A 24,568-nucleotide genomic window follows, 5' to 3' on the forward strand; every position below is an offset into this window, starting at 1 on the left:
AATACATCTGTGTAAATTATTTTTAAAAGGGGTGTCAAAATGACAAAGGTACAAATTAAAGTAAATGATAATGGTTCACTGCGGATTACTGGTGAGGTAGAATTGCTTGATGGTGCAGGTAATGTAATGGAAACGAAGCCAGCCTTTTCTCTTTGCCGCTGCGGTCTTTCCAACAACAAACCTTTTTGTGATGGTTCACATAAAGGAAAGTTTGACTCGCAAGTGCGAGTTGCAAAAGAAGAATAATTTCTACAGAAAAAGGACTTCTGATGGAGTCCTTTTTCAAATTAATCTACTTTTTTAATTATCGAATTTTCCCTAAATGACGTACTAGCTGTCCATAATGACCCGTTACATGCTTAACGATTAAATGGTCCACTAAAAATGATAACGGTTTTCCATCAAAATTAGGATTGTAACTTGGAGCTGTTTTTACTAAATCCTCTTCTTTTACTTTTAACAGTGCTCCTTCTACTTTCGGTACTAAATTTTGTAATGCAGTTATAGCATCCTCTTTCTTAATACGTGATACAACAGTTTCATCCACTGCAGCTAAACGACGCACGTGTTCATGATTGCGCCCCCATTTTGCACCGGGAACAACTAGCAGCGCCTCCAAATCTTCAACCCAAAAATTTACCGCCTCTAAAATATGAGAAACAATTTGCATACCGGACCATTCTGGTTCAGAAGGTTTAACATAAAGAGAACCCTCTTCCGTATTTCTCAATACCTCAGCAATATCATCTATACTCTTTTTAAATAATTCCAACTTTTCATTCGGTACTGCCGTTGCCATTGTTACATCCTCCTCCAATTCATTCATACATAAATTTAAAAAATGCGTTAGAGCCAGCTCTAACGCGTTTTTTAATTAACAATTTACACGCTCATAATTTTTCTTGAAATAGCCATATAGGAAATCAACAACATGGTAGTCGGTTGGCTTGTGCTGATCGAAAATATAATTACGGAGTGCAAGTGCTGTTGGATCCTCCGCATGAATAATTTCGCCCCATCTGCGTGCTGATCCTTGTACCATAGCAGAACGAGGAATTCGAATTTCTTGGTATGCATTAAATGCTTCCTCATAGGATTTATGTTCTTTTAATTTCTCACCTAATACAAACGCATCTTCGAGAGCTTGAACGCCGCCTTGTGCTAAATATTGAAGCATTGCATGACCAGAATCTCCTAATAATGTAATGTTGCCATTTGTCCAATTGTCAATTGGTTCACGGTCATACATTTGCCAGCGGAATTGACGGTTAATATAAGTTAAAGCGTTTTCAACCTTTGGATGGCAATTTTCAAAACGACGTGCCATTTCTTCTGGAGTTCCCCAGTCTTCTACAGTCGCGTCATATGATTTAAATACTACTACTTGGTTGTAAAGTTCTCCGCGGCGAACCGGGTATTGAACCATATGCAGGTTTGGTCCAATCCACATAATGACATCATCTAAGTCTAAATTTGCGGCATCAGCCACTTCTTCAATTGGAATCGTTCCACGGTAAGCTACATACGCAGAGTTTACCGGGTTATCATCAACCAACTGCTTCCGCATGTTTGATTTTACCCCATCCGCACCAATAACCGCTTCTGCACTAAATGTTTCACCATTTTGGTTAACAATTGTTACAGTATCACCATTTTGTTCTGCAGTTTGAATACATTGGTTGGTAAAGAATTTAATATTGCAGTTTTTTTGACATGCTTCATAAAGAACTCTGTGTAAGTCGGATCGATGTAATACGATGTATGGCTGGCCAAATTCTTTTTGGAACCCTTCCCCTAAATCAAGGGTTGCTAATTCTTTCGCTGTATAAACATCTTTAAGGACAAGACGTTTTGGTAATACTGCATGCTTTAATATTTCTTCCTTTACACCTAAACGGTCTAATACTTCTAATGCATTGGGTGCTAACTGTATCCCTGCGCCCACTTCTCCAAATTCTGGTGCCTGCTCAAATACGGCTACTGATTTACCTGTTTCTTGGATTGATAGTGCCGCTGCTAAACCACCGATTCCCCCGCCTACTATAATGATGTCGCTTACATTAGTCATTGACATTTCCCCTCCATACGAGTTATTATGTTCCACAAATAGAGAACTTTGTTATCTTATAAGAAAACTTTAAATCATTTTTCATCGATTCGTCAACAAAAACTTTTAAAATTTAGAAATTTCTATTAATCATTTTTTCTACTACAATCCAAAATCAACTGAAAATGGGGTGATCATTATGACAACTGAAACAAAAACAATCGGTATACAATCATTACAACTCGGGTTAAACATATTAGACATTTTAGCAATGGAAAAAAAACCTCTAAAGTTTACTGATATTCAGAACCTAACTGCTATGACGAAAAGTAATTTGTACAAATATTTATCTACACTATCCCAATTTGGATTAATCTATCGTAATCCTCATACAAACGCCTACACGCTTGGACACAAATTAGTACAGTTAGGAAATGTTGCTCTAGGTCAAACTTCTTTAATTGAAGTGGTAATTCCCTATTTCAAAAAAATTACTGAGAAAACCAATCTAACAGCCCTGCTGGCTGTTCCTTCTAAAAAGGGACCACTTGTTTCATATATACTTAGTGCTGATTATGGAATAAATATCGGTGCACAAATAGGAACACACTTACCTGTCTCTTCCTCGACTGGCATTGTTTTTTCTGCATTTGAAAAAGACGTCTTCATGAAAGAATGGGAGGAAGATTTTTATCGAAAATGTTCAATGAGAGTGAACGGCAGCAGTACCAAGCGGAAAAAGAAAAAGCAAGAGGGTTGTTTTTTGCCTCTAAAACCGAACCTCTAATAAAGCATGTTTCTTCTTTTAGTGTCCCTTTATTAAATTTCAACAATGAACTACTTGGTGCGATTACCATCGTAGGTATTACTGAGGAAGTACCAAAATCTGCAGAACATCCGAATGGAAAATACGTTCTCAATGCCGCAAAGGAAATTTCAGCGTATTTTGGTTTCAGAAAATAAATTCTGAAAACAAATAATATTGACAATCCTTTTGAAATATTTTAATATTTTTTTATAAATAGTGAACTAGTTTCATAATTAGTGAAAAAACAAGGAGGCAAATCATGAAACTTATTAATTTTACTGCCGCTGGGCATACACGTGCAGGGGCAATCGTTAATAACCAAGTAATCGACTTAAACTATGCTTACCAAGCACAGTTAAAAGCAGAAGGAAAATACCGATACGAAGCAATTGCAAAAGCCTATGTTCCGGATAATACTGACGAATTATACCAAGGTGGCAAAGAATCACTGATTCTGGCGCAAAATGCAATCGATTTCATTCTCGCCAATCCTGAAAGCTTCGATAAACAAGTGATACACAATCTCGAGGAAGTAAAGGTAGAAGCACCTGTTCAAAACCCAGGTAAAATTATTTGTGTTGGTCACAACTACCGCGAACACATTTTAGAAATGGGTCGTGAAATTCCATCGAACCCAGTTATTTTTGCAAAATTTGCAAATACCATTTTAGGACCTGAGGATGATATTCCACACTACCCAATTTCTGATCAACTTGACTATGAAGCAGAATTTACCTTTGTTGTAGGGAAACAAGCCCGCAATGTTGCAGAAAAAGATGCATTAGACTATGTAGCAGGTTATACCATTACAAATGACGTAACGTATCGTGATATCCAACGACGCACGCTCCAATGGCTTCAAGGAAAATCAGTAGATGGCAGCGCGCCAATGGGACCATATTTGGTAACTTCTGATGAATTACAATATCCATCTGGATTAGATGTTGTTCTAAAAGTAAACGGGGAAGTTCGTCAAAAAACGAATACTGCTAATCTAGTATTCTCTGTTCAAAAATTAGTAGCCTTCCTATCCAATTTAATGACGTTAGAGCCTGGAGATGTTGTATTAACAGGAACTCCTGGAGGCGTTGGAGTTGCGATGAATCCTCCGCAATTCTTAAAAGATGGAGACGTGGTTCGAATTGAAATCGACCAAATCGGTGCACTTGAAAATAAAGTAAAGGCAACGGAAGCGGCAGTTACTGTTTAATAAGACATTGCAAGGGGTCAAGCAGCAATTACGCTGCTCCCCTTTTCTCTATAAAATTAGAAGGGTAAAGGAGAATGTAAAATGGCTGAAGTAAATCCAGAAGTTCAAGAGTTTATGAAAAGTTCACTTGTAACCGATTACACAAGAGATATTCAACAATACAACTTAGGGCCTCTTTGGGAGGCTATTCCTACAATTATGCACAAAACACCAAAGCCTCAAGCCCAAGCTTATCTTTGGAGTGATGAATTGATCAAAAAGAAAATGGCTGAAGCAGCTCAAATCTTTACACCAGAACGGGGCGGCGAACGCCGTGCGATTTATTTCCAAAATCCTGGCCTAACGTATCGTGAACCATGGGGATGGGGATCTACTACTCAAACGATTTATGCAGCTGTACAAATGTTATTGCCAGGTGAAAAAGCTCCATCTCACCGTCACTCACAAAGTGCATTGCGCTTTATTTCTGAAGGTTCCGGTGCATATACGATCGTACAGGGTGAGCGAATCTTTATGGAAGAAGGCGACTTTTTAATTACTCCAAAGGGCTTATGGCACGGGCATGCCCATTTAGGTTCAGAGCCTATGTATTGGATGGATGCTTTAGATATCCCTACTATTTATGCAATCGGAGGTACCTTCTTCGAACCTTATGAAGATGGTTTACAGCAGCCAGATATTCCGGATAATTTTTCAGAGAGACGTTATCGCGGCGGTATGGTTCGCCCTGTTGGTGATGATAAATACACCGTTGCTCCACTTGCAAATTATAAATGGGATCGCACGGTAGAAGGAATTAAGGGATTGATGGAATTCGATCCAGACCCACACCATGGTTTTGCAGTTGAGTACATTAACCCATCTACAGGTAAATCCGCTAACCCGACGCTTGGCACTAGAATGCAGCATTTACCGCATGGTTTCAAAACAAAGGCATTACGCCATACACATTCTACTGTTTACCAAGTACACAAAGGTTCAGGTCACACAATCATTAATGGTATTCGCTTCGATTGGAAAAAAGGCGATTACTTCGTTGTTCCAAACTGGGCTTGGTATGATCACTCTGCTGCAGAAGACTCTTACCTATTCTCAGTAAACGATTTACCAATTATGAATCGATTTGACTTAGAACAACAGCAATTGTTTGAAGAAAATAACGGCCACCAAAAAGTTACTGGTGAATTTAAAGCAGATTTCCGTTAAGGAAAGTTCCAATCACAAATGCATTTCCAACAGAGATTAACATAGAAAAGCGGCCTCTGATGTACGAGGCCGCTTTTCTATGTTAATCGGATATCTGCAATGGCTGTAATCGGTATACGATGTACCTCTTCAAAGTGATCAATAATATGAAGCCTCCCAGTTATCTGTTCCCAACGGTGAATTTTTCCAATGACGATTTCATAATTCCCCTTTCGATAATGGGTAATGGTGACCAATTGGTCAAATTCGATTGCCTCAGATAAGGTCATATTCATAAGTTCGAGCTGCTGCTCATCGATTTCTTTCTGCTCTTCATACTGATCTTCCTTGACCCAGTCTCTAAGCAATTTAATATGCTCAGGAAGCATCATTGAAACCCATTTGATTCTTCCTCGGTCGCGAATCATTTAATTCTCCTCCTTACTCTTATTTCTTTATCCTTTATGTCCCCCAACAAGCGTTGCCCGGTGCTTTGCCGTTCCGGCAGCTGTATAGGAAACAGCCCGCAGCAGGGAACCTGAACCAAAGCGTCTGCGAATAGAATCAACTACATAGCCAAGCTCCCGCCGCTTTACGGCACCCATGTCAAACAGGTCGAGCTGAAACTCATGATCATCGACAATATTTCCGATACTAACTGCAATCTGCCTTACGGTCTTTCCTGTATAATGTTCGTGAAATAATTCGAGACAGACTCGGTAAAGCTCCATCGTTACATTCGTCGGCTGCTTGACAGTTCTTGAGCGATGAAAGCCGCCGCCAAGTTCGTCTTGGCTATAGCCAATGCTAAGACTGATTGTCCTCCCAGCCTTGCGGCGAGATCTCGCTCTCCGGGCTACTTCTTCACATATTTCTAAAATGACATGCTTTATCTCTTCTTCTTCTTTATAATCTCTTAAAAGAATTTGGCTTTTGCCAAAACTGATCTGCCCCTCCACCAGCGGTGCTCCCAACTCTGAAAGGTCTACTCCCCAGGCATGATGATATAGCTGATTGCCCATGATTCCGAATTTCTTTTCCAGTGCTTCTAAATCATATCGAGCCAGCTGACCAACCGTAAAAATGCCCATCCCATTTAAGGTTTTTTCAACACGCCTGCCGATTCCCCACATTTCTCTTAGCGGTGAAACCTTCCAAAGCTTCGTCTTGACGTCCTCATACTTCCATTCGGCAATTCCATGCTTTTTTGCTTCAAGATCGAGGCAAAGCTTCGACAGCAGCATATTAGGACCAATTCCGACTGCACAGGGAAGCTGAAATTCACGTTCAATATCATCCTTTATTTTTGCTGCAATCGTAAAGGCGTCTCCCCACAAATGAAGTGCACCATCCACCTTGATAAAACTTTCATCTACGCTATATGTGTGGATGGCTTCCTTTGGTACATATCGGTTAAACACGCGGGTAATCTCAGTAGAAATGCGCAAATAAGTTGCCATTTTCGGCTCAACCACTTGAATACGCGGATCATCAGGAATTTCAAATAGCCTTGACCCTGTTTTAATTCCAAATTCTTTCTTTAAACGCGGTGATGCCGCAAGCACAACACTTCCCTTCCGTTCTTTGTTACCGGCCACAGCTAGATAGCAAGTCAAGGGATCAAGACCATGCATGACAGCGGAACAGCTGGCATAAAAGCTCTTCATGTCGACGCATAAAATATGATTGTGCGGTAACGTGCTGTAATCCACCATGACTTTTCCTCCAATTCGAAAAGCGTAGGGCGCCCGCTCATCGGCGACAAGCGTAAGACGAGCCGGCATGAAGGTTGCTCTTTAACCTTCTTGACGGATTGGCTTACGCCTCGAGCCGATGGCGCCCGGAGCTAGACATAACAAAGATATCGAACATCTGTTCCTTATATTATATACACATCTTACGCGAATATGCGTTCGTATTCAATGGAAATTTTTTGACACGTTTCATGGTTTTGGTTATTTTTCTGGAAGAAAAAACGGTATAATTACGATTGAGGTGCACACAAATGGAGAAAAAATTGATTATCAAAATGATAAAAAATTGCTTTAAACAATATTATTCCGAGGTGAATTCACTGCCAATGAGCAGTGAAGATTTAGAGGAGCTTGCAGACCGGATTATTCAAATAAAAACAGAACAGCCTGATATAGATTTATACGACGCTGTGAATGATAGCGTCTACGAATTTTTAACAGGGTGAAAGCATTTAATCAAAACAAAAAACCGCTGGCTGCGGTTTACTTTTTGTTAAATGCCTTTTTTCCTAAACGCTCAAAAAGTCTTGGAAAGAGAGCATAAACGACACTACCCATGTTCATCCAACGCGGCAGATTGATTTCTCTCGTTTTTGTCAACATACTGTCAACGACCTTCTGAGCAACATATTCAGGCTGAAGCATAAATTTTTGAACATTTTTAACATAGGTGCCTTTTTCATCGGCAATATTAAAAAAGTTTGTTGCAATCGGTCCTGGATTCACAGACGTTACCAAAACATTATAATCACTAAGCTCCATTCGAAGCGAATTCGTGTAGCCAAGAACGGCATGCTTAGTAGCTGAATACACGCTTGATTTTGGCGTAGCGATTTTTCCCGCCTGGGAGGCAATATTAATAATATGACCGAAACGGCGTTCACGCATTTTTGGAAGCACCATGCTTGTACACGCCATCAATCCGACAACATTGACATTAAACATCCCTTTAATTTCATCCATTGTTGCTGCATGAGCCTCACGGAACACGCCAAATCCGGCGTTATTAACCAGGATATCTATCTCACCAATCTCTGCAAAAATAGCTGTAAAAACTTCCTTCACTTTTTCGGTATCAGAGACATCTAATTGATAAACCTCTACCTTTACGTGATACTTTTGCTGCAATTCCATTTGCAGCTGCTTCAACTTTTCAATGCTTCTTGCAATTAGGACCAGGTTGGCACCACTTTCCGCACAAAGCTTGGCAATTTCAGCACCTATCCCCCCGGATGCACCGGTAATGACTATATTTTTACCCTTAAGTTGCTCCCTAACCATACTCACACCTCATCTAGCTTGATAACGGACTGGCTGATAGTCCTTACTACTACTAATCTCGCCGATTGAGGCTAAATAGTCAAGCTGGCCGACGGTTTCCGATAACGTTAATATCAATTCGCGCTTATAAGCTGCAGGAAAAAGCCGCTTGCAGAGTTCAAATACAGTTAACTGTTCCTCTTTTAGCCAATTATTAACCTTCATCGCCCGTTCGTGTTGATGCGTCAGTCTTTTTTCAATGAGCTCCTTTAATTGGAAAACCTCTTCGCCATGACCGGTGTAAACAAATTGAATTGGATACGATAACAGCTTTTTCATCGAATGATTATGCTGCAGCTGCGGCTTCGGTCTATCGGTTTCACCTGGTGCTGGCATTTCTAAGAGAGGATTCGGTGAGATATGCGCAAGAATCAAATCTCCTCCGATAAGAATTCCATCCCTTTCTCGAAAAAGAGCGATTTGACTCTGGGCATGGCCAGGAGTCTCAATGACTTTCCATTCACTTAGCCCCGGCGGGACCATCCCTTCACCCAGCTCTCCCGTCAATGAACGATTACAGGAATACCTGAATGTTTGTCTTAACTCTAACAGAGCCGTAAAAAATTCTGCAGGGATTCCAAAGTCATCAAATTGTCTAAAGAAAAAAGCCTCTTGTTCTTGAAAAAAAGCCTCCGTCGGTTTAATCCATCGTTCATTCAGCGGGTGCCCATAAACATCCACCTGATCTGATAAAAAATCAAGCATTCCAACATGATCAGCATGATGATGAGTAATCAACACCTGTTCAATATCATCTGGGATTAAGTCTAGTTGAGACAGCTGAGCCTTAAAAGCAATCCATGACTCCTTCGTTTTTACACCGCAATCAACAAGTGTCAGCCGCTCTCCTTTGATTAAGTAAACATTAACGTCCCCGACTGCATAAGGAGTCGGCAAAATTATTTTTGCGATACCGTCTTTCCATTCTGCCATTCAAAAAACTCCTATCGTTATTTTTAAATAGAATGTGAACATTTTTTGACATTTATTATATTGTAAGTGTAACGAATTTCTCTTTCGATTGTCATTATTTTTGCATAATATATTTAAAATAAATAAAAAATTCTGATTTATAACACTTGACAGAAAGGCTGTTATCTTGGATAATCACTAGTAAAATTTCATTCGTACATTCGCGATGATTAAGACTAGTAAATGAAAAAATGGCAAAAGAGAGTGAAGTCCATCGGCTGAAAGTCTTCACAGCCCTCTTTATCATTGAACCTACCTTATGAGCACTTAGGAAAACCTAACGTAATCCGGCGTTATCGGAGTTGAGTGAACCCTGAAATGAATTACTTTGGGTAAATGAAGGTGGTACCACGGAAGCTAGACCTTTCGTCCTTTTCGGATGAGGGGTCTTTTTGTTTTTATAAAGAATTAGAGGGGGCGTATTCATGAAAAAAATAGCATTTATTGGTGCCGGTTCGATGGCTGAAGCCTTTATTTCAGGTATTCTTGAAAATAGTTTGATTGATAGAAAGAATGTATGGGTTACAAATAATTCAAATGAAGAGCGGTTGAAGAAGATAAGTAATACGTATGGCGTCCGTACCACCTATGATTTAAATGAATTGCTTGCAGGAGCCGACATCGTCATTTTATCGATGAAGCCAAAGGACGCCGCAAGCGCCATCCAAAATATTCGTGAATATTTAACCGAAAGCATGCTGGTAGTTTCTGTGTTAGCGGGTGTGTCCATAAGTACGATTGAGACATTGGCGAGATTACCGATTGCCGTTGTTAGGGCAATGCCAAATACATCAGCAGCTGTTGGTAAATCGGCCACTGCTGTTGCTGTAAATGAACGAGTGACCCCTCAGCAAATTGAACTAATGAAAGACCTGTTCGGAACAGTCGGCTTGACTACTTTTGTAGAAGAAGAGCAGCTTGACGCAGTTACAGGACTCTCCGGCAGTGGCCCGGCGTATATCTATTACCTTATAGAAGCAATGGAAAAAAGTGCTGTTGAGGTAGGACTCGATAAGGACATGGCGAGTGAATTAATCGTACAAACGTTAATTGGAGCAGCTGAGATGGTGAAAAACTCCACTAAATCTTCTGAACAGTTACGAAGAGATGTCACAAGCCCAGGCGGTACAACAGAGGCAGGGGTCAAAGTACTCGAGGAACATCAAGTTCAGCAAGCGTTCATTTCTTGTATTAAGGCTGCTACGGCCCAATCGAAAAAAATGGGAGCGGCATTACGTGAACAACTTGAGGTTACTGAACCAACTTCCTAATTTTTGTTTATTGATTTAAACTAGTGTAAAAAAGACTTGGAAGTGTACAAAATGCTAACGGTATTATTTTCAATGGGAATCCTAGTCTGGATTGTTTTTCTTATAGACGTGCTGACAGGTTTACGGAAAATAAACGCTTTAGAAGTTGAGGATTGCTTAGAAAATGGACCTTTGTTATCAGTTATTGTAGCGGCACGCAACGAAGAATATCAAATAAGAGCAAGTATTCTCAGTCAGTTGGCACAAACTTATAGAAACGTTGAATGGATTCTCGTAAATGACCGTTCAACAGATGCCACCGGTCTTGTAATGGAAGAATTTAAAAAAGAGGATCAGCGAATTTCTGTTATACACATAAAAGAGCTGCCTGAGGGATGGCTTGGAAAAAATAACGCCTTATACCAAGGTTTTCTTAAAGCGTCAGGAAAATGGCTATTGTTCACAGATGCGGATGTAAAGTTTGAAAAAGAGACATTTGCAAAGGCGCTTCATTATTTTGAGAAGCATGACCTTGACCATCTAACAGCTGCACCAAACCTGAGCGCGAAAACTTTTTGGTTAAAATCATTTGTTGCTTTTTTCCTATTCGGGTTTTCTTATTTTAAAAGACCTTGGGCAGCCAATAACCCAAAATCAAAAATTGGGACAGGAATTGGCGCCTTTAACCTCGTTTCAAAAGAAGCATATAAAAACTTTGGAACACATGAAATGGTGAAAATGAGGCCAGATGATGATTTGCAGCTTGGAATGAGAATGAAGGAAGCAGGCTATTCTCAGAGAATTGTCACGGCACTTAAGCTGATTGAGGTGGAATGGTACAGAAGTTTGCAGGAAGCATTTATCGGACTCGAAAAAAATACATTTGCCGGGTTACATTACCGGGTAAGTATGGTGTTTTTTGCGATATTCGGCGTTTTTATTACGAATGTCCTGCCCTTCATTACGATATTTTCTTCTAATAAAATAGTCGCTCTATTAAGCTTTGGAATTATATTGTTAAGCGGGATTCATTACGTCTTGGTTATCAAAAAAATGACTGTATTCTCCCCTGCTATGTTTCTAGTATTGCCTGTGACAGCTCTACTGTTTATCTATTCAATCATCCGTGCAAGTTATCTAACCTATAAACGCGGCGGCATTATGTGGAGAGGCACCTTATACAAATTAAGAGAATTAAGAAATAAAGAGTGAATGGTATAGTGACCGAAAGTGAATGTATTAAAAAGTTCGGTCACTATAGGCTCTTTTTGCTTCGATTCTTGACAATCAGTCGCAAAAAATAAATTATTTAGCTGGTAAGTGTATTTCTTTAAAGTCTTCAGCAATATCTGTATCGGCAAAAGTTTCCTGTGCTTCCGCAACTAGTTCAGCCCATTCTTGTCGATCGTAGCGTGAGCTGATGTGGGTCAAACAAAGCTGTTTACTTCCGGATAATTTTGCCACTTCTGCAGCCTGGCGGGTGGTCGAGTGGAAATAGTCATAGGCAAGCTGCTCTTCTCCTTTTGAAAAGGTTGCTTCATGTATTAATAAATCTGCGTCCTTGGCTAAAAGAATGGCGTTGTCACAATATCTTGTATCTCCAAGAATCGTAACAATCCGACCCTTTATATCCGGCCCGAGGAAATCTGCGGGTACAATAATGGTGCCATCATCGAGCGTTACAGTTTCACCATCTTTTATTTTTCGGAAGATCGGTCCTGGCTGTACACCTGCATTGACAAGCTTATCCGCTAATAGAGTCCCTGGCTTATCCTTCTCGATAATTCGATACCCATATGAAGGAATGCCGTGATCTAAAAGTCGAGCTTCGACAGTAAACTGCTTGTCTTCAAAAATAACCCCTTCGTCTATTTCAACGATTTTTAGCGGGTATTTTAAATAGGTTTGGCCGACTGCGAGGCTTATAGTGATATATTCTTTTAGTCCCTTTGGTCCATAAACAATTACTTCAGTCTCTCCGCCTTGAAAAGAACGGCTGGCTAAGAGTCCGGGAATACCATAGATGTGATCTCCATGAAGGTGGGTAATAAATATTTTCTCAATCCTGCGCGGTCTGATCGAAGTATGTAAAATTTGATGCTGGGTCGCTTCACCTGCGTCAAACAGCCAAATCGCTCCTCGTTCTTCGAGTAATTTTAAGGCAATAGAAGTTACGTTCCGAAGCTTAGCTGGAATACCAGCTCCAGTGCCTAAAAACAATATGTCCAATATAAACACGCCTTCCCAATAATAATATAAATAATATAGCATATTGCTTGCACAATTACCCTTTGTGCGTATATTCTCTTTTAAAGAAACAGATTTAAATACATGCTTCAATTGCTTTTTGCGAAATATAAATTGAATACATATAAAGAGAGGTATTTATCGTGGAACAATCTAAGAATATGACTTCATTAATTATGATATTTGGTGCAACTGGAGATTTAGCCGTTCGGAAGCTTTTTCCGTCCCTTTACCGATTGTTTCAAAAAGGGAAATTGGATAAATTTGCCGTTATAGGCGTAGCAAGGCGACCCTTATCTACGGAAGAGTTTCAGAATTCTGTCAAGGACTCGGTAATAACTGCTCTTGGCAATAAGGAAAAAATCGATGAGTTTATCTCTCATTTCTACTATCAGTCACACGATGTAGCTGATTCCAGCTCATACCAAAATCTAAAAAATTTAGCACAGCAAATTGATGATCAATATGATTTAGAAGGTAACCGTATTTTTTATCTTGCTATGGCACCTGAATTTTTTGGCCCAATCGCCCTCCATTTAAAATCTGATGGATTAACGGATGTAAAAGGCTACAAACGTCTTGTAATCGAAAAACCATTCGGACATAACTTAGAATCTGCAAAAGAGTTAAACAGGCAGATTCGTACAGCTTTTTCAGAAGAAGAGGTTTATCGTATCGATCACTATTTAGGGAAAGAAATGGTTAGAAACATTGAAGTTATTCGTTTTGCAAATGCCATTTTTGAACCATTATGGAATAACCGTTATATCTCCAATATCCAAATTACCTCCAGTGAAGTACTTGGAGTAGAGGAACGCGGCCGTTATTATGAAACAAGCGGAGCCCTCCGGGATATGGTTCAAAACCATATGATGCAAATGGTAGCACTGCTTGCAATGGAACCGCCGATAAAGCTGACAACCGATGAGGTTCGTTCTGAAAAGGTACGAGTATTTCGTTCATTAAGAATGATCAAAGGGGAAAATATAAATAAATATTTTGTCCGGGGACAGTATGGTGCCGGTTTAATCGAAGATCAACAGGTACCTGAATATCGCGCAGAACCAATGGTAGACAAAGAGTCTAATACAGAAACTTTTGTAGCCGGAAAAATTATGATTGATAACTTCCGCTGGGCAGGTGTTCCTTTTTATATTCGAACTGGAAAAAGGATGACAACAAAATCAACAAAGATTGTTGTTCAATTTAAAGACATTCCGATGAACCTTTATTATCAGCCGGAAAAACTATTAAACCCGAATCTGCTTGTCATCCATATTCAGCCTGAAGAAGGAATCACCCTTCATCTCAATGCAAAAAAGGCTGGCGGACATCTCGACGCCCAAGAAGTTAAATTAAGTTTTGCTAACACTGGAATACATGCTATGAATACACCTGAAGGGTATGAAAAGCTTCTGTATGATTGCATGCGCGGTGATGCAACCAACTTTACACACTGGGATGAAGTCGCGTATTCTTGGGCCTTTGTTGATAATATTTCTGAAGTATGGGAAAAAACGAAAGCCGAAAACTATCCAAATTATGAATCTGGGTCAATGGGGCCGAAAGAGGCTGATGAGCTGTTAGAAAAAGACGGATTTTTCTGGTGGCCTGTAACCGATTTAGATGTAGATATTTGTAAATAATACAAGAAAGCTCCGCATTTGTTAAGAAAACAACGGCGGAGCTTTTAATCGTCTTCATTCTTTTTTTGTGGAAATGAACGGAGAAAGTCTTTATTAAAGCTCGTTCCGGTACCAACATTATGAGCATTGTTTACTTTACAGGTGCTGGCATTTTCAATGATGTTTTTCCCATATTTATCACGTAAAGTAGACAGTGTTTGCAATAGCGGTTCCTTTTTTGCATCTTTTTCAAATGAGAATAAATCAAGCTGTTTATAGGCTGAATCCTGTTCTACTAAATCATAGCCTGTGATGCCTAATAAACGGACAGGGTCTCCATTCCAAGCTTTAAGAAAAATTTGTTTTGAAAGTGAAGCAATATCTTCTTTGTGCTGAATGGGGTTGGAAAGTTTCTTACTGCGAGTAATGGTTTTTCGATCTTTAAAACGGACGGTAATGCCCAAGGTCGTTGCCATGACATTTTTTCGCTTTAATCTAACTGATACCGTTTCGGCCAATGCTTCTAATACTCGGTACAATTCTTGTTGATTGCTCGTATCCTTTGGCAGCGTGGTGGAATTTCCAATACTTTTAAAATCAGACACTGAATCAGGGTCGACTGGTCGATTATCAAATCCATTTGCACGTTCCTTTATGCGAAGTCCATTAATACCGAGCAGTGATTTAAGCTGTATCTCATTGCCAGCTGCTAAATCACCAATGGTATGAATGCCAATTGTCGTTAACTTTTCAGCTGTTTTTTTACCAACACCATGCATTTCACTCGTGTTTAACGGCCACAAAACGGATGGGATGTCACGCTTCCGAAGTATCGTAATTCCCATTGGTTTTTTCATATCAGAAGCGGTTTTTGCCAAAAACTTATTCGGAGCAATACCAATACTGCAAGGCAAATCAAGCTGTTCAAGGACCCTTTTTTGAATACTTTGTGCGATTTCGATTGGACTGCCAAGTTCAAAGGAATCGGTAATATCCAAATACCCTTCATCAATTGATACTGGTTCCACAAGTTCTGTATAATTCCTAAGAATCTCAAACATGGCGATAGACGCGGTCCGGTAACGTTCAAAATTTGGTTTCCTAATGATTAACTGAGGACAAAGCTTTTTCGCTTCCCACAGCGGCATCGTAGTCTTGACTCCAAACTTTCTAGCTTCATAACTGCAGGTAATAATAATCCCCCTGCGTTCCTCCACGTTTCCGGCAATTGCTACGGGCTTCCCCTTCAATTCTGGTTCATAAGCCATCTCCACGGAGGCGTAAAAACTGTTCATATCTACATGTAGAATAACTCTTCCCTTTTTCGGATACATTTCCTTCACCGTGACACTTCTCCTATAATCAATGGTATCTTTAGTATAGCAAAAAGGAGAACCAGTTGGCTCCCCTCTCACATATCCTTGTTCACTAACAAAATTCACAGGTGGGCTCCCCAACCAATAACACTCGTCCAACACTTACTTAAGTATGTGCTGTGAACGATAGAGACCTGGGGTTGTTCCGATATTTTTCTTGAATACTTGATTAAAGTATTTTTGATTTTCGTAGCCTACCTGTTTGCAAATCTCGAATATCTTTAAATTTGTGGTTCTTAACAGTTTTTTTGCATTATTTAATCTGACCTTTGTAATATATTCAAAGATGGTATTACCGACCGCCTTAGAAAACAAGCTGCAAAGGTAGGCAGGGTTCTTATGGAATAGCCTGCCTAAATCATCTAAAACGATTGGTTCTTTATAATTAGCATGAATGAAACTTTTTATATCAATGATTAATTTTTCATTATATGACACGTGGTTTTCATTTAAAAAAGCAGTTGATTGCTCAATAAATTGTTCAAGCCAAACTCTGATTTCTTCCAAAGACTGAAGTTGATTTAATTCTTGGTAAACTATATATCGTCCGCCGCCGCTTTTCTTTACTTCATATTCACTTTCGATATATTCCAAGAAATGATTAACGATTTTAAAACAGACGAATTTTGATTTTTCCGGGGGCAGGCTGCTCTTTTGGCAATCGAGAAAAACTTTGTCCATGAAAAGATTCATGCCGCTAAGAAGGTCCGGGCCTTTTTCATTAAAAAATGAATCAATTTTTTCAATAATGCGATTATCAAAGGAATGATTGAACACTTCTAATTCTTTATAATAGGTTATTAACTGGTTTGAAAAAATACCATTTTTCAACGCTTCTTTTGCTTCATTATAGGCTTTCTTTATCTCCGGTATCGTTTCATATATATTACTGATTCCAACCATCGGTCTTATTTTCATATCATGATCGATCAACGACAGAAGATCCTGAACCAAGTCATCCCCAAACTCTAAACCAGCGTGTGAAAACATGATGACGATTTCACTATCAATCGTATAGATAAAACTATCTATCTTTCTGTCTTTTAATAGACTTTTTACACGGTCTAAGGAAGCTTGAATTTTTACAGTTGCATTTGAATTTTCCCAAGCAAATCCCTTCAATCCGATGTTAAAAAAAGAAAAACGGTGCAGCTTTTGCTCCTTTTCCGGCGCAACCAATCTTTGGCCTAACATGTAATCAAGAACACGCTTTTCTTCTAAAGCGATTTGATATTCATTAATCCGCTCGGTTGCCTGTTTTTCATTTTTTATTTTTTCTAGTTTTAACATGGCATTTTTAATGGAATGAACAATTTCTTCTACTTCAATAGGTTTGACTAGATAGTCGATTGCCTCGAGTTGAATCGCCCTTTTGGCGTAATCAAATTGTGAATAGCCGCTTATAATGATAAAAACAGTATCTAGATTAAGAGCCTTTGTTTCCTTAATTAAATCCAAACCATTTAATTTAGGCATTCTTATATCTACTAACACAATGTCAGGCTTCTTATTCATAATTTCTTTAAGTGCTTCTTCTCCATCTGTAGCAGATCCTACAATTTCAATCTGATGCTCCTGCCAGTTGACTGCTGATTTTAAGCCTTCAATTACAATTTTTTCATCATCAACAATTAAAAGTTTATACATAATAGAAAACTCCTTAAAAATTGTCATGAGTGATTTCGTCATTCTTTAGGCCAACCTTAAGATAAACAGTAGTTCCCTTTCCTATTTCACTTTCAATCTGTAAACCATATTCTTTTCCATAATAAATCTTCAATCGTTCATTAATATTTTTTAAAGCATAACCATTTTTGTTAATATCTACTACATTCATGTCAAATCCCTTTCCTGTATCACGAATAATGAAAAGTAAACCTTTCTCGACCTTTGTGCCTTCAATCATAATCGTACCGCTTTCCTGATGTTCCAACCCATGGTAAACAGCGTTTTCTACAATGGGCTGTAACAGCAATTTAATGATACTTTCTTCCATGATTTCAGGTTCAATCGTGAATGAGTAGTGGATTTTATGGTCAAAACGAATATTTTGGATATCCAGATAACTTTTAACTTGTTCTATTTCATTCTTTACAGAGGTAATATGATTTCCATCATTTAAGGTAAGTTTAAAGATTTTTGACAAGTTAATCGCAATTTTTGCTATTTGTTTCTCCTTTACTTTCTCTGCCATCCAAAAAATAGTGTTCAGCGTATTATATAAAAAATGCGGATTAATGTGGCTTTGCAAGGCTAATAGTTCTGATTCCTTTTCCTTGATTTGTGATTTATATAACCTTTTTGTTAAATCATTATTCCAATTATAGAGGTGAACAATCTGTTTCCCAATCTCTCCAAGTTCATCCTCATTTTTAAAATCAATACCCACTATTTTCTCTCGTTTTTCCATTTTTTCTGTCACCATGCGCAGCAAACTTAACTGGTTTGTTATTCTCCTCGTTATAAATAAAGCAAAAATTAAGGAGATGATTAACGCAATGACTAATAGTGAAATGGTTACCAATCGAAGCTGGTTAACCTCGCGAACAATATTTTCATAGGGGATCATACTGACGACATCCCAATTTGTTTTCTTGTTTGTATGAACATTAAAGAAATATCGTGTTCCATTGATTACTTTTTTACTTGTTCCACTTTTCTCACGACCTTGAATGATGTCGGATACCTGAGAGGAAGAGAAACGATTGCTGCTTGAAAACAAAATTTTATCATCATCCAATATTAAAATATCGCCTGGAGGATTACTATTTTTAAACATATTTTCAAAATAAGATCGATCCAGATCGATCAGGACAATCCCATTTTGATCCTTCGTTCCAAGATCTCGAATATTTCTTCCATAAAGTAAAGATTGATTACTATCTTTCACAATTTCTAAATTACTGCCATTTAGCCATTCACCCTGCCACTGACTATGGAGTAAACGCGGATAGATATTGGACTTTTTTACCGCTTGATAGATGTCATATTTCATGTTCCGTTCCCCGCGGTTTACTTTCAAAAAACCGTGATTTTCATTCCCAACGTAGATCGCATTGATATAGGGGTTATTTACCACTGTAATATTATTCAAGTTTTCTAGAGATGACGTTTCTAATCTGTATAACTTTGCATCTGTTTTTTTATAGGTTAAATAAGATTGTATTTCATTTGAAAGAAAGATGTCATTCGATAAATTCTCTACATTGCTTGCAAAAGCATCAATATTCCAATCGACAATCGTTAAAAAGTTATCAATCGTGGTAGACACTTTATTTTCTATTACTTTATTAAAATAAATGAACGTTAAAGGACCAATAACAAGTAAAGGGATTAGTGCTGAAAACAGTGCTAATAAGATAATCTTCCGCTTAATGGGAGATTCGATGAGTCTCATTAGATTAGCCATTATGTTTCTCCAGTTTATTAATTTTTGGTAAATTTCCTCTTTTTCAACATTATACCCTATTACTGTCCTGGCGTTGGAGTGGCCCTGAATGCATTTACAGTTTTGTCTATAACAACCTGTGCATCACTTCCCGAATCAAGAATCGTATTTTGTTGCGATTCTTTTTCTACCAATACTGTTGTTACGGTAAGCGGCACTGATGCTTTGGTAGTTAACAAAGCTTCTACTTGAGCAGAGAAACAAGAATCACTGGTCTTGGCATGAACCTCCGTGGCAACAACATGATTATTAGAAATATAATTTCCATTACCCGAAACAATACGTATGATTACAGGTGTTGCACCTTCCGGCTTGATGTGCTGAGTATTAATTACTTCAGAAAAGTGATTAGCCATTACAGAATTATTATTGCCACTGATATAGAGGAGACCATACAAATCATCTAAACCATTGTCTATTCCCAGAAAAGGAGTCCAAGGTTCATGGTCACGTAAAAAGTGATTTGAAGAAACCAAGTTTTCCGAACAATTTTCCCTGAATACCACCATACCTGGATAAAATGAATGAAGTCTATTATTTGTGATACTAGAACGTGTCACACCATCAAAATAGATACTGCTCGCACCCCGTGGAAAAACATTATTCGCTGTAATCAAAAGTCCACCAAAATTTTGAGCGTAAATTGAATATCCTTTAAAACCGGCTCCTATTAAGTTATCGGTTATTTTTGAAGCCTGTCCCCAGCCTCGCAGTTCTATACAGTTCCCACATTCAGCTATGAAATTATCATGTATAGTCAGTGCATCTGCATGATAAATAGTAATTCCATGCTCTAAATACACAAACCCCATGCCTGTAATCCGAAATGAGTCACAAGCACTTGCTACATAAATACCCGTTTTCCCGTTAGTGTATGTGTTTTCCGGATTTGTTTCTCCTGAACCATCTTCAATAAAATGCAAACCATCAATACAAAAGTTAGAAAACTCTACCGAACTTATTCGGGGACTTCCACTTCGTTCAACATAAAATGCGGCTCCTTTATATTCCTCGTCATTTACTTCTAGGGGAATATCTACGAGTATGCGACTTCCTCCCGGCCACAATTCATGCAAATCCGCCCATTCTTTCTCAGAAGTATTAAAACGAATACTCGAAGATGTAAACCCGTGTCCAGAACCCATAATTTTAAGATAACTGATGTCTATAACTACTTGACTGCTAAGATGATAATCTCCCGGAGGAATATAGATAACCGCACCCGGCTTTCCGCCTTTATTTACATCAGTGTCGGTTTGCCTACTTTTAATATCTGCTATCATACTATTGATTACCTCACCAATATCCTCATACGGATTACCGACAGGCCACTCTGTTACGTCGTAATAATTTTTACTAGCCATTAATATATTCTCCTATCAATTTAGTGTGTGTGTTTGTTCATCCGCCATTTGCTTTTTTTCACAGAACAAGATGAAGTCGTTATTCTTTCACTGCTCCTAACGTCATGCCGCTTACAATATAACGCTGTATGAAAAAGGAAAATATCATAACAGGAAGACTAAATGAGATGGCCGCAGCTGTCATTGGACCTAAATCAAGATTATACGCAGTTAAAAATTCTGAAATGCCTACTGTCGCCGTTTTGGCATTCGTACTGGTCATGAGTAACGAGAACAAGAAATCGTTCCAAGCTAACATAAAAGTAAAGATTGCAGTCGTTGCCAGTCCAGGAAGTGACACCGGAAGAATAATTCTGATAAAGGCCCCGATCCAGCTGCATCCATCCACCCTTGCCGCTTCATCAAATTCCTTTGGAACCGAGTCAAAAAAACCGATCATTAACCAAATGGCAAACGGTACATTTAAGCTGGTATACACCAAGATTAGAGCAAAATGGGTATCAATCAAGCCCATACTTTTTATAATCATATACATCGGAATCGCAATACTAATCATTGGTACCATTCTGATCACTAACGTAAATAACAAAAAGTAACTTCCTGTTATGGAAGAAAACCTAGAAATTCCATATGCAGCCATCGCACCAAAGAATACGCTTAAAATGGTGCTTGCGCCGGCCGTAATTAAGCTATTAAAAAAATATTTTCCTATAGGCAAGTAATCTAACATTTTTATATAATTTTCTATCGAAAATCTCGAGGGCCATAAAGTCGGTGGTGCAGTAACTGCCTCGGCGGATGGTTTCAACGATGTTAATAGCAGATAGAGATACGGACCTAAGAATAATAAAGCCAGCAAACAGGTGACCACTAATACCATTAGTGTCCATATTTTATGCTTAAAATGAAAATTAGCAAACCGAACTGGTTTTTCAACGATTGTTTCTTTTATTGGCATGTGGGCCATGATCTATTTCACCTCTCCTATCATTACTCTGTTCTCCTAGGTGACCACATTTTTGTTATGAAGAAGGAACTTAGGACTAATAAAATGATGATAAAGATGACGGCCATGGCACTTGACTGCCCAACTTCTCCATAACGGGTCAATGTCTTATACATATAGGTACTTAGCAGCTCGGAAGAAAAACCTGGTCCTCCTTGCGTTAGCACCCACACAATATCAAATGTTCTTGCAGCATCAATCATACGAATTAATAGGGCTACGGTGGCAACTGGGATAAGAGAAGGAAAAGTAATGTAACGGAACTTATGCCATTTATTGGCCCCATCCATATCAGCAGATTCATATAAACTAATAGGAATTCCTTTAATACCTGCTAATAGAACGAGCATAATGAAAGGAGTTGTTAACCAGATGTCTGCAATAATCGTAGAATAGAGTGCAAAACGTGAGTCTGATAACCAGAGTATTTGATGCGGATCAGATAGTATTCCAAGTTTAAAAAGCCCCCAGTTGATAATGCCGAATTGATCATTAAGCATGAATTTCCAAATTATCCCTGTAACTAAAGGTGCCAGCATAAGCGGGCTTAACAATAGAGTCCGAATAAATTGGCTTCCTTTAAAAGCATTGCTGAGAAGCAAAGCAAGGATAAGCCCTAAGATAAACTCGAAACCCACCGCTACTCCTATATATACCACTGTGTTCCAAAGGGCTTTTAAAAAACGTTCGGAAGTCAACGAGTTTGTATAGTTTGCAAAACCGACAAATTCTCGTAATGAAGGATTAATGATATCAATCTTATAAAAACTGTCTCTAATTAAAAGAAAAATTGGATAGACCAGAAATACCAGCATAAAGATCCCAGCAGGAAAGAAAAAGATCGTCGATAACGCCCCATTTTTGAGTCTCAAGAACACCGCTCCTTTCTATCAAAATGTTATTTTTTAGAACCTTTTCATTGGAAAAAATAGTCCAATGAAAAGGTTCTATTTAAAAATATTATTTTACTGTGGCGGTAATAAATCTTTGATTACATCTGCTGCCCAATCAAGTGCCTCTTGAGGTGTTTTTTCACCTGAAAGTGCATATTGCACGGCTGGAATGAGTGCTTCACTTTCAATTTCTTGCCACTCCTTAATAGCAGGTCGATTTTGTGTTTGTGGTCCGCTTAATGTCGTCATAAGCGGTTTCAAATGTTCATAGCCCTGCTGCGTACTATAACTTTCAAATACAGATTTTCTCGCTGCTACGCCCAATGATTTCATAAATAGTTCATTCTTTTCATATATAAAGTTGAGGTACTCCTTGGCAATCTCCTGTTTTTTGGAAGAACTAGGAATAACCTGATACCATGGGCCTGGGACAGCACCTATTCCTGCTTTGCCGCCAATCATTGGAGCACTTCCAACTTTTCCTGCTACCTTTGATTGTTTAGAGTCATTTGAAGGGACATAAAAGTGACCCCATGCAAGCATCATCGCAGATTTCCCATTCCAAAATAGCTCAGAAGTTTCAGCAGATGCCATTTCAAGTGCACCTGATGGAACCGATTGATCCTTTTTCAAAAGATCAACTAAGAATTGTAAAGAATCAACATACGGTTTCGTATTGACAAGAACTTTACCTTTATCACCAACTACCAATGGTTTCGCACCTGCTTGGGCTGCATGATCAAGCCAGCTGGCTACTGCATCTCCATTGTTCGCACCAAAGACCGTTGTTCCGTACATATCCACTTTTCCATCATTATTGGTATCTTTAGTAAAAAACTTGGCAACATCACTATATTCATCCCATGTTGTTGGCGGATGTAGCTCATATCCATACTTCGCTTGGAAATCAGCTTTGTTCTTTTCATCTTCGAAAAGATCTTTACGGTAGATTAAATTTTTGGCGTTCGTCCATACCGGCATTCCATAAACCTTACTCTGATAACTCCCGCCTTCTACTAATCCTGGGAATAAATCATTTTTAAGGTCATCTGTCATGAGATCTTCTAACGGTAAAAGTCCGCCAGCTAAAGCAGGAAACCAAAGTATATCGATGGTTGCAACATCGAATGCTCCCGCCTGTGAAGCTACCTCAGCCTTAAGTTTGTCATAGACTCCGGTATAGGGAACGGATTCAATTTTAACTGTATAGCCTGTTTCCGCTTTAAATTCCGCAGCGGTTTCTTTTGCTGCCTTAAAGGCCGGGCTTCCTCCTTCAACAAGAACCGTAATCGTTTTGTTATCACCTTTTGCTTCGGAACTTCCTGTTTTTTCTCCCGAACAACCCGATAAAAAGAGAGATGATACTAATAATAATGAAACAATTGATAGGATCCCTTTTTTCTTCACAGCAACAAGCCCCCTTAATTATTAAATAAATGATCTATCCCACAAACCATGTTCAGGCCATCTTCTTGGAAGACGAGATAAGGCTGCTATACATTCATTGATCATTCTCCTCCATTGTTTTTATTCTTTTTAATTATTTGTTAACGGTTACATATTGAAGTAAATATGCTTAAACTTATATTTCTTATTTCCCCCTCTTACGTTTTTGTAAATCTTCTTTACACTTTTATTGTAAGTTCAAATCTATTTTTATAAAATTCTAACTTTTTTAGAAAAGGTTATATATATTTAGAACTTTTTCAAGAGCCCCAGGCTCCCATATCATCTTCTAAAACCGGAAAAAAAGACATATTCTTCTCAAAGGGAAATCAGGCATTCAGACAATAAAACTATAGATCTATTAGTTTTCGTTTGTGATCCAATTGACCGCGATCCAGACTCAGTGGGTGTGTTAAAGTTTGTAAAGAGATTGCAGGAGCAAAATCAAAAAAAGCAATAGAATCCTGTCTCTTGCCTCCCCCTTCGGAATATAAAGTAAAACGCTATCACACGCAGCGTCCTATTTTTATGATTGTTTAGTAGCCTTTTTTTCGCTAACCAGGAGCTGCCAATCACACCTGCACCGATTTTTATTGGAAATAAGGAACGGCCTTTTT

The 24,568-nt window shown here is 38.6% G+C and carries 22 protein-coding genes and 1 other annotated feature; of the genes, 8 read left to right on the top strand and 14 right to left on the bottom strand.

What is annotated here, in order from left to right; translation table 11 throughout:
* Nucleotides 1-39 precede the first annotated feature (39 nt).
* Nucleotides 40-246, top strand: a complete 207-nt coding sequence (locus QNH29_RS21660) for a CDGSH iron-sulfur domain-containing protein (RefSeq protein ID WP_283861381.1) — start codon at nt 40-42, stop codon at nt 244-246.
* A 58-nt stretch (nt 247-304) separates the two neighbouring features.
* Here the strand turns inward: QNH29_RS21660 and QNH29_RS21665 are convergent, their stop codons facing one another.
* Nucleotides 305-799, bottom strand: a complete 495-nt coding sequence (locus QNH29_RS21665; RefSeq protein ID WP_283861382.1) for a DinB family protein — start codon at nt 797-799, stop codon at nt 305-307.
* 75 nt (nt 800-874) lie between these two features.
* Nucleotides 875-2,068 (bottom strand): FAD-dependent monooxygenase, encoded by a 1,194-nt coding sequence (locus QNH29_RS21670; RefSeq protein WP_283861383.1) that lies wholly within the window; start codon nt 2,066-2,068, stop codon nt 875-877.
* Nucleotides 2,069-2,246: 178 nt separating this feature from the next.
* Between QNH29_RS21670 and QNH29_RS21675 the strand changes: the two genes are divergently transcribed.
* The 3 genes from QNH29_RS21675 to QNH29_RS21685 all read left to right on the top strand — a co-directional run bounded on the left by QNH29_RS21675 (nt 2,247) and on the right by QNH29_RS21685 (nt 5,271).
* Nucleotides 2,247-2,834, top strand: coding sequence for an IclR family transcriptional regulator (locus QNH29_RS21675; RefSeq protein ID WP_283861384.1), 588 nt, complete (start codon nt 2,247-2,249; stop codon nt 2,832-2,834).
* Nucleotides 2,835-3,114: 280 nt separating this feature from the next.
* On the top strand, nt 3,115-4,065 hold the full coding sequence (locus QNH29_RS21680; protein ID WP_283861385.1) for a fumarylacetoacetate hydrolase family protein: 951 nt from the start codon (nt 3,115-3,117) through the stop codon (nt 4,063-4,065).
* 81 nt (nt 4,066-4,146) lie between these two features.
* Entirely contained in the window at nt 4,147-5,271 is a 1,125-nt protein-coding gene (locus QNH29_RS21685) for a cupin domain-containing protein (RefSeq protein ID WP_283861386.1), read from the top strand.
* Nucleotides 5,272-5,348: 77 nt separating this feature from the next.
* Here QNH29_RS21685 and QNH29_RS21690 read toward each other — a convergent pair whose 3' ends face one another.
* Nucleotides 5,349-5,678, bottom strand: coding sequence for a YolD-like family protein (locus QNH29_RS21690; RefSeq protein ID WP_283861387.1), 330 nt, complete (start codon nt 5,676-5,678; stop codon nt 5,349-5,351).
* 27 nt (nt 5,679-5,705) lie between these two features.
* Nucleotides 5,706-6,965 carry a Y-family DNA polymerase gene (locus tag QNH29_RS21695; protein ID WP_283865707.1) on the bottom strand — a complete coding sequence of 420 codons (1,260 nt, stop codon included), beginning with the start codon at nt 6,963-6,965 and terminating at the stop codon, nt 5,706-5,708.
* Nucleotides 6,966-7,255: 290 nt separating this feature from the next.
* Between QNH29_RS21695 and QNH29_RS21700 the strand changes: the two genes are divergently transcribed.
* Nucleotides 7,256-7,450 (top strand): YqzH family protein, encoded by a 195-nt coding sequence (locus tag QNH29_RS21700; protein ID WP_283861388.1) that lies wholly within the window; start codon nt 7,256-7,258, stop codon nt 7,448-7,450.
* A gap of 37 nt (nt 7,451-7,487) precedes the next feature.
* Here the strand turns inward: QNH29_RS21700 and QNH29_RS21705 are convergent, their stop codons facing one another.
* The gene (locus QNH29_RS21705) at nt 7,488-8,285 is read right to left on the bottom strand and encodes an SDR family NAD(P)-dependent oxidoreductase (RefSeq protein WP_283861389.1); all 798 of its coding nucleotides are present in this window, start codon (nt 8,283-8,285) and stop codon (nt 7,488-7,490) included.
* 9 nt (nt 8,286-8,294) lie between these two features.
* Nucleotides 8,295-9,257: an MBL fold metallo-hydrolase gene (locus QNH29_RS21710; protein WP_283861390.1), complete on the bottom strand. Its 963-nt coding sequence runs from the start codon at nt 9,255-9,257 to the stop codon at nt 8,295-8,297.
* A gap of 196 nt (nt 9,258-9,453) precedes the next feature.
* Nucleotides 9,454-9,673, top strand: a binding site (T-box leader).
* Between the two features lie 48 nt (nt 9,674-9,721).
* Here QNH29_RS21710 and proC point away from each other — a divergent pair.
* Nucleotides 9,722-10,567, top strand: a complete 846-nt coding sequence (proC, locus tag QNH29_RS21715) for a pyrroline-5-carboxylate reductase (protein WP_283861391.1) — start codon at nt 9,722-9,724, stop codon at nt 10,565-10,567.
* A 51-nt stretch (nt 10,568-10,618) separates the two neighbouring features.
* Entirely contained in the window at nt 10,619-11,758 is a 1,140-nt protein-coding gene (locus QNH29_RS21720) for a glycosyltransferase family 2 protein (RefSeq protein ID WP_283861392.1), read from the top strand.
* A gap of 93 nt (nt 11,759-11,851) precedes the next feature.
* Here QNH29_RS21720 and rnz read toward each other — a convergent pair whose 3' ends face one another.
* Nucleotides 11,852-12,775, bottom strand: a complete 924-nt coding sequence (gene rnz / locus QNH29_RS21725; protein WP_283861393.1) for a ribonuclease Z — start codon at nt 12,773-12,775, stop codon at nt 11,852-11,854.
* A 194-nt stretch (nt 12,776-12,969) separates the two neighbouring features.
* On the opposite strand from rnz, the gene zwf reads away from it, so the two are divergent.
* Nucleotides 12,970-14,439, top strand: a complete 1,470-nt coding sequence (zwf, locus tag QNH29_RS21730) for a glucose-6-phosphate dehydrogenase (protein ID WP_283865708.1) — start codon at nt 12,970-12,972, stop codon at nt 14,437-14,439.
* A gap of 44 nt (nt 14,440-14,483) precedes the next feature.
* Here zwf and QNH29_RS21735 read toward each other — a convergent pair whose 3' ends face one another.
* The 7 genes from QNH29_RS21735 to QNH29_RS21765 all read right to left on the bottom strand — a co-directional run bounded on the left by QNH29_RS21735 (nt 14,484) and on the right by QNH29_RS21765 (nt 23,912).
* Entirely contained in the window at nt 14,484-15,761 is a 1,278-nt protein-coding gene (locus tag QNH29_RS21735) for a DNA polymerase IV (RefSeq protein WP_283865709.1), read from the bottom strand.
* A gap of 135 nt (nt 15,762-15,896) precedes the next feature.
* The gene (locus QNH29_RS21740) at nt 15,897-17,441 is read right to left on the bottom strand and encodes a response regulator (protein WP_283861394.1); all 1,545 of its coding nucleotides are present in this window, start codon (nt 17,439-17,441) and stop codon (nt 15,897-15,899) included.
* 13 nt (nt 17,442-17,454) lie between these two features.
* The gene (locus QNH29_RS21745; protein ID WP_283861395.1) at nt 17,455-19,203 is read right to left on the bottom strand and encodes a cache domain-containing sensor histidine kinase; all 1,749 of its coding nucleotides are present in this window, start codon (nt 19,201-19,203) and stop codon (nt 17,455-17,457) included.
* A gap of 59 nt (nt 19,204-19,262) precedes the next feature.
* Nucleotides 19,263-20,606, bottom strand: a complete 1,344-nt coding sequence (locus tag QNH29_RS21750; protein ID WP_283861396.1) for a NosD domain-containing protein — start codon at nt 20,604-20,606, stop codon at nt 19,263-19,265.
* A gap of 79 nt (nt 20,607-20,685) precedes the next feature.
* Nucleotides 20,686-21,573, bottom strand: coding sequence for a carbohydrate ABC transporter permease (locus QNH29_RS21755; protein ID WP_257029170.1), 888 nt, complete (start codon nt 21,571-21,573; stop codon nt 20,686-20,688).
* 23 nt (nt 21,574-21,596) lie between these two features.
* On the bottom strand, nt 21,597-22,484 hold the full coding sequence (locus tag QNH29_RS21760; RefSeq protein WP_283861397.1) for a carbohydrate ABC transporter permease: 888 nt from the start codon (nt 22,482-22,484) through the stop codon (nt 21,597-21,599).
* 93 nt (nt 22,485-22,577) lie between these two features.
* Nucleotides 22,578-23,912, bottom strand: a complete 1,335-nt coding sequence (locus tag QNH29_RS21765) for an ABC transporter substrate-binding protein (protein WP_283861398.1) — start codon at nt 23,910-23,912, stop codon at nt 22,578-22,580.
* Nucleotides 23,913-24,568: the final 656 nt, after the last annotated feature.

It is taken from the genome of Neobacillus sp. DY30 (genome assembly GCF_030123065.1).
In the GTDB taxonomy this organism is placed as follows: Bacteria; Bacillota; Bacilli; order Bacillales; family Cytobacillaceae; genus Neobacillus.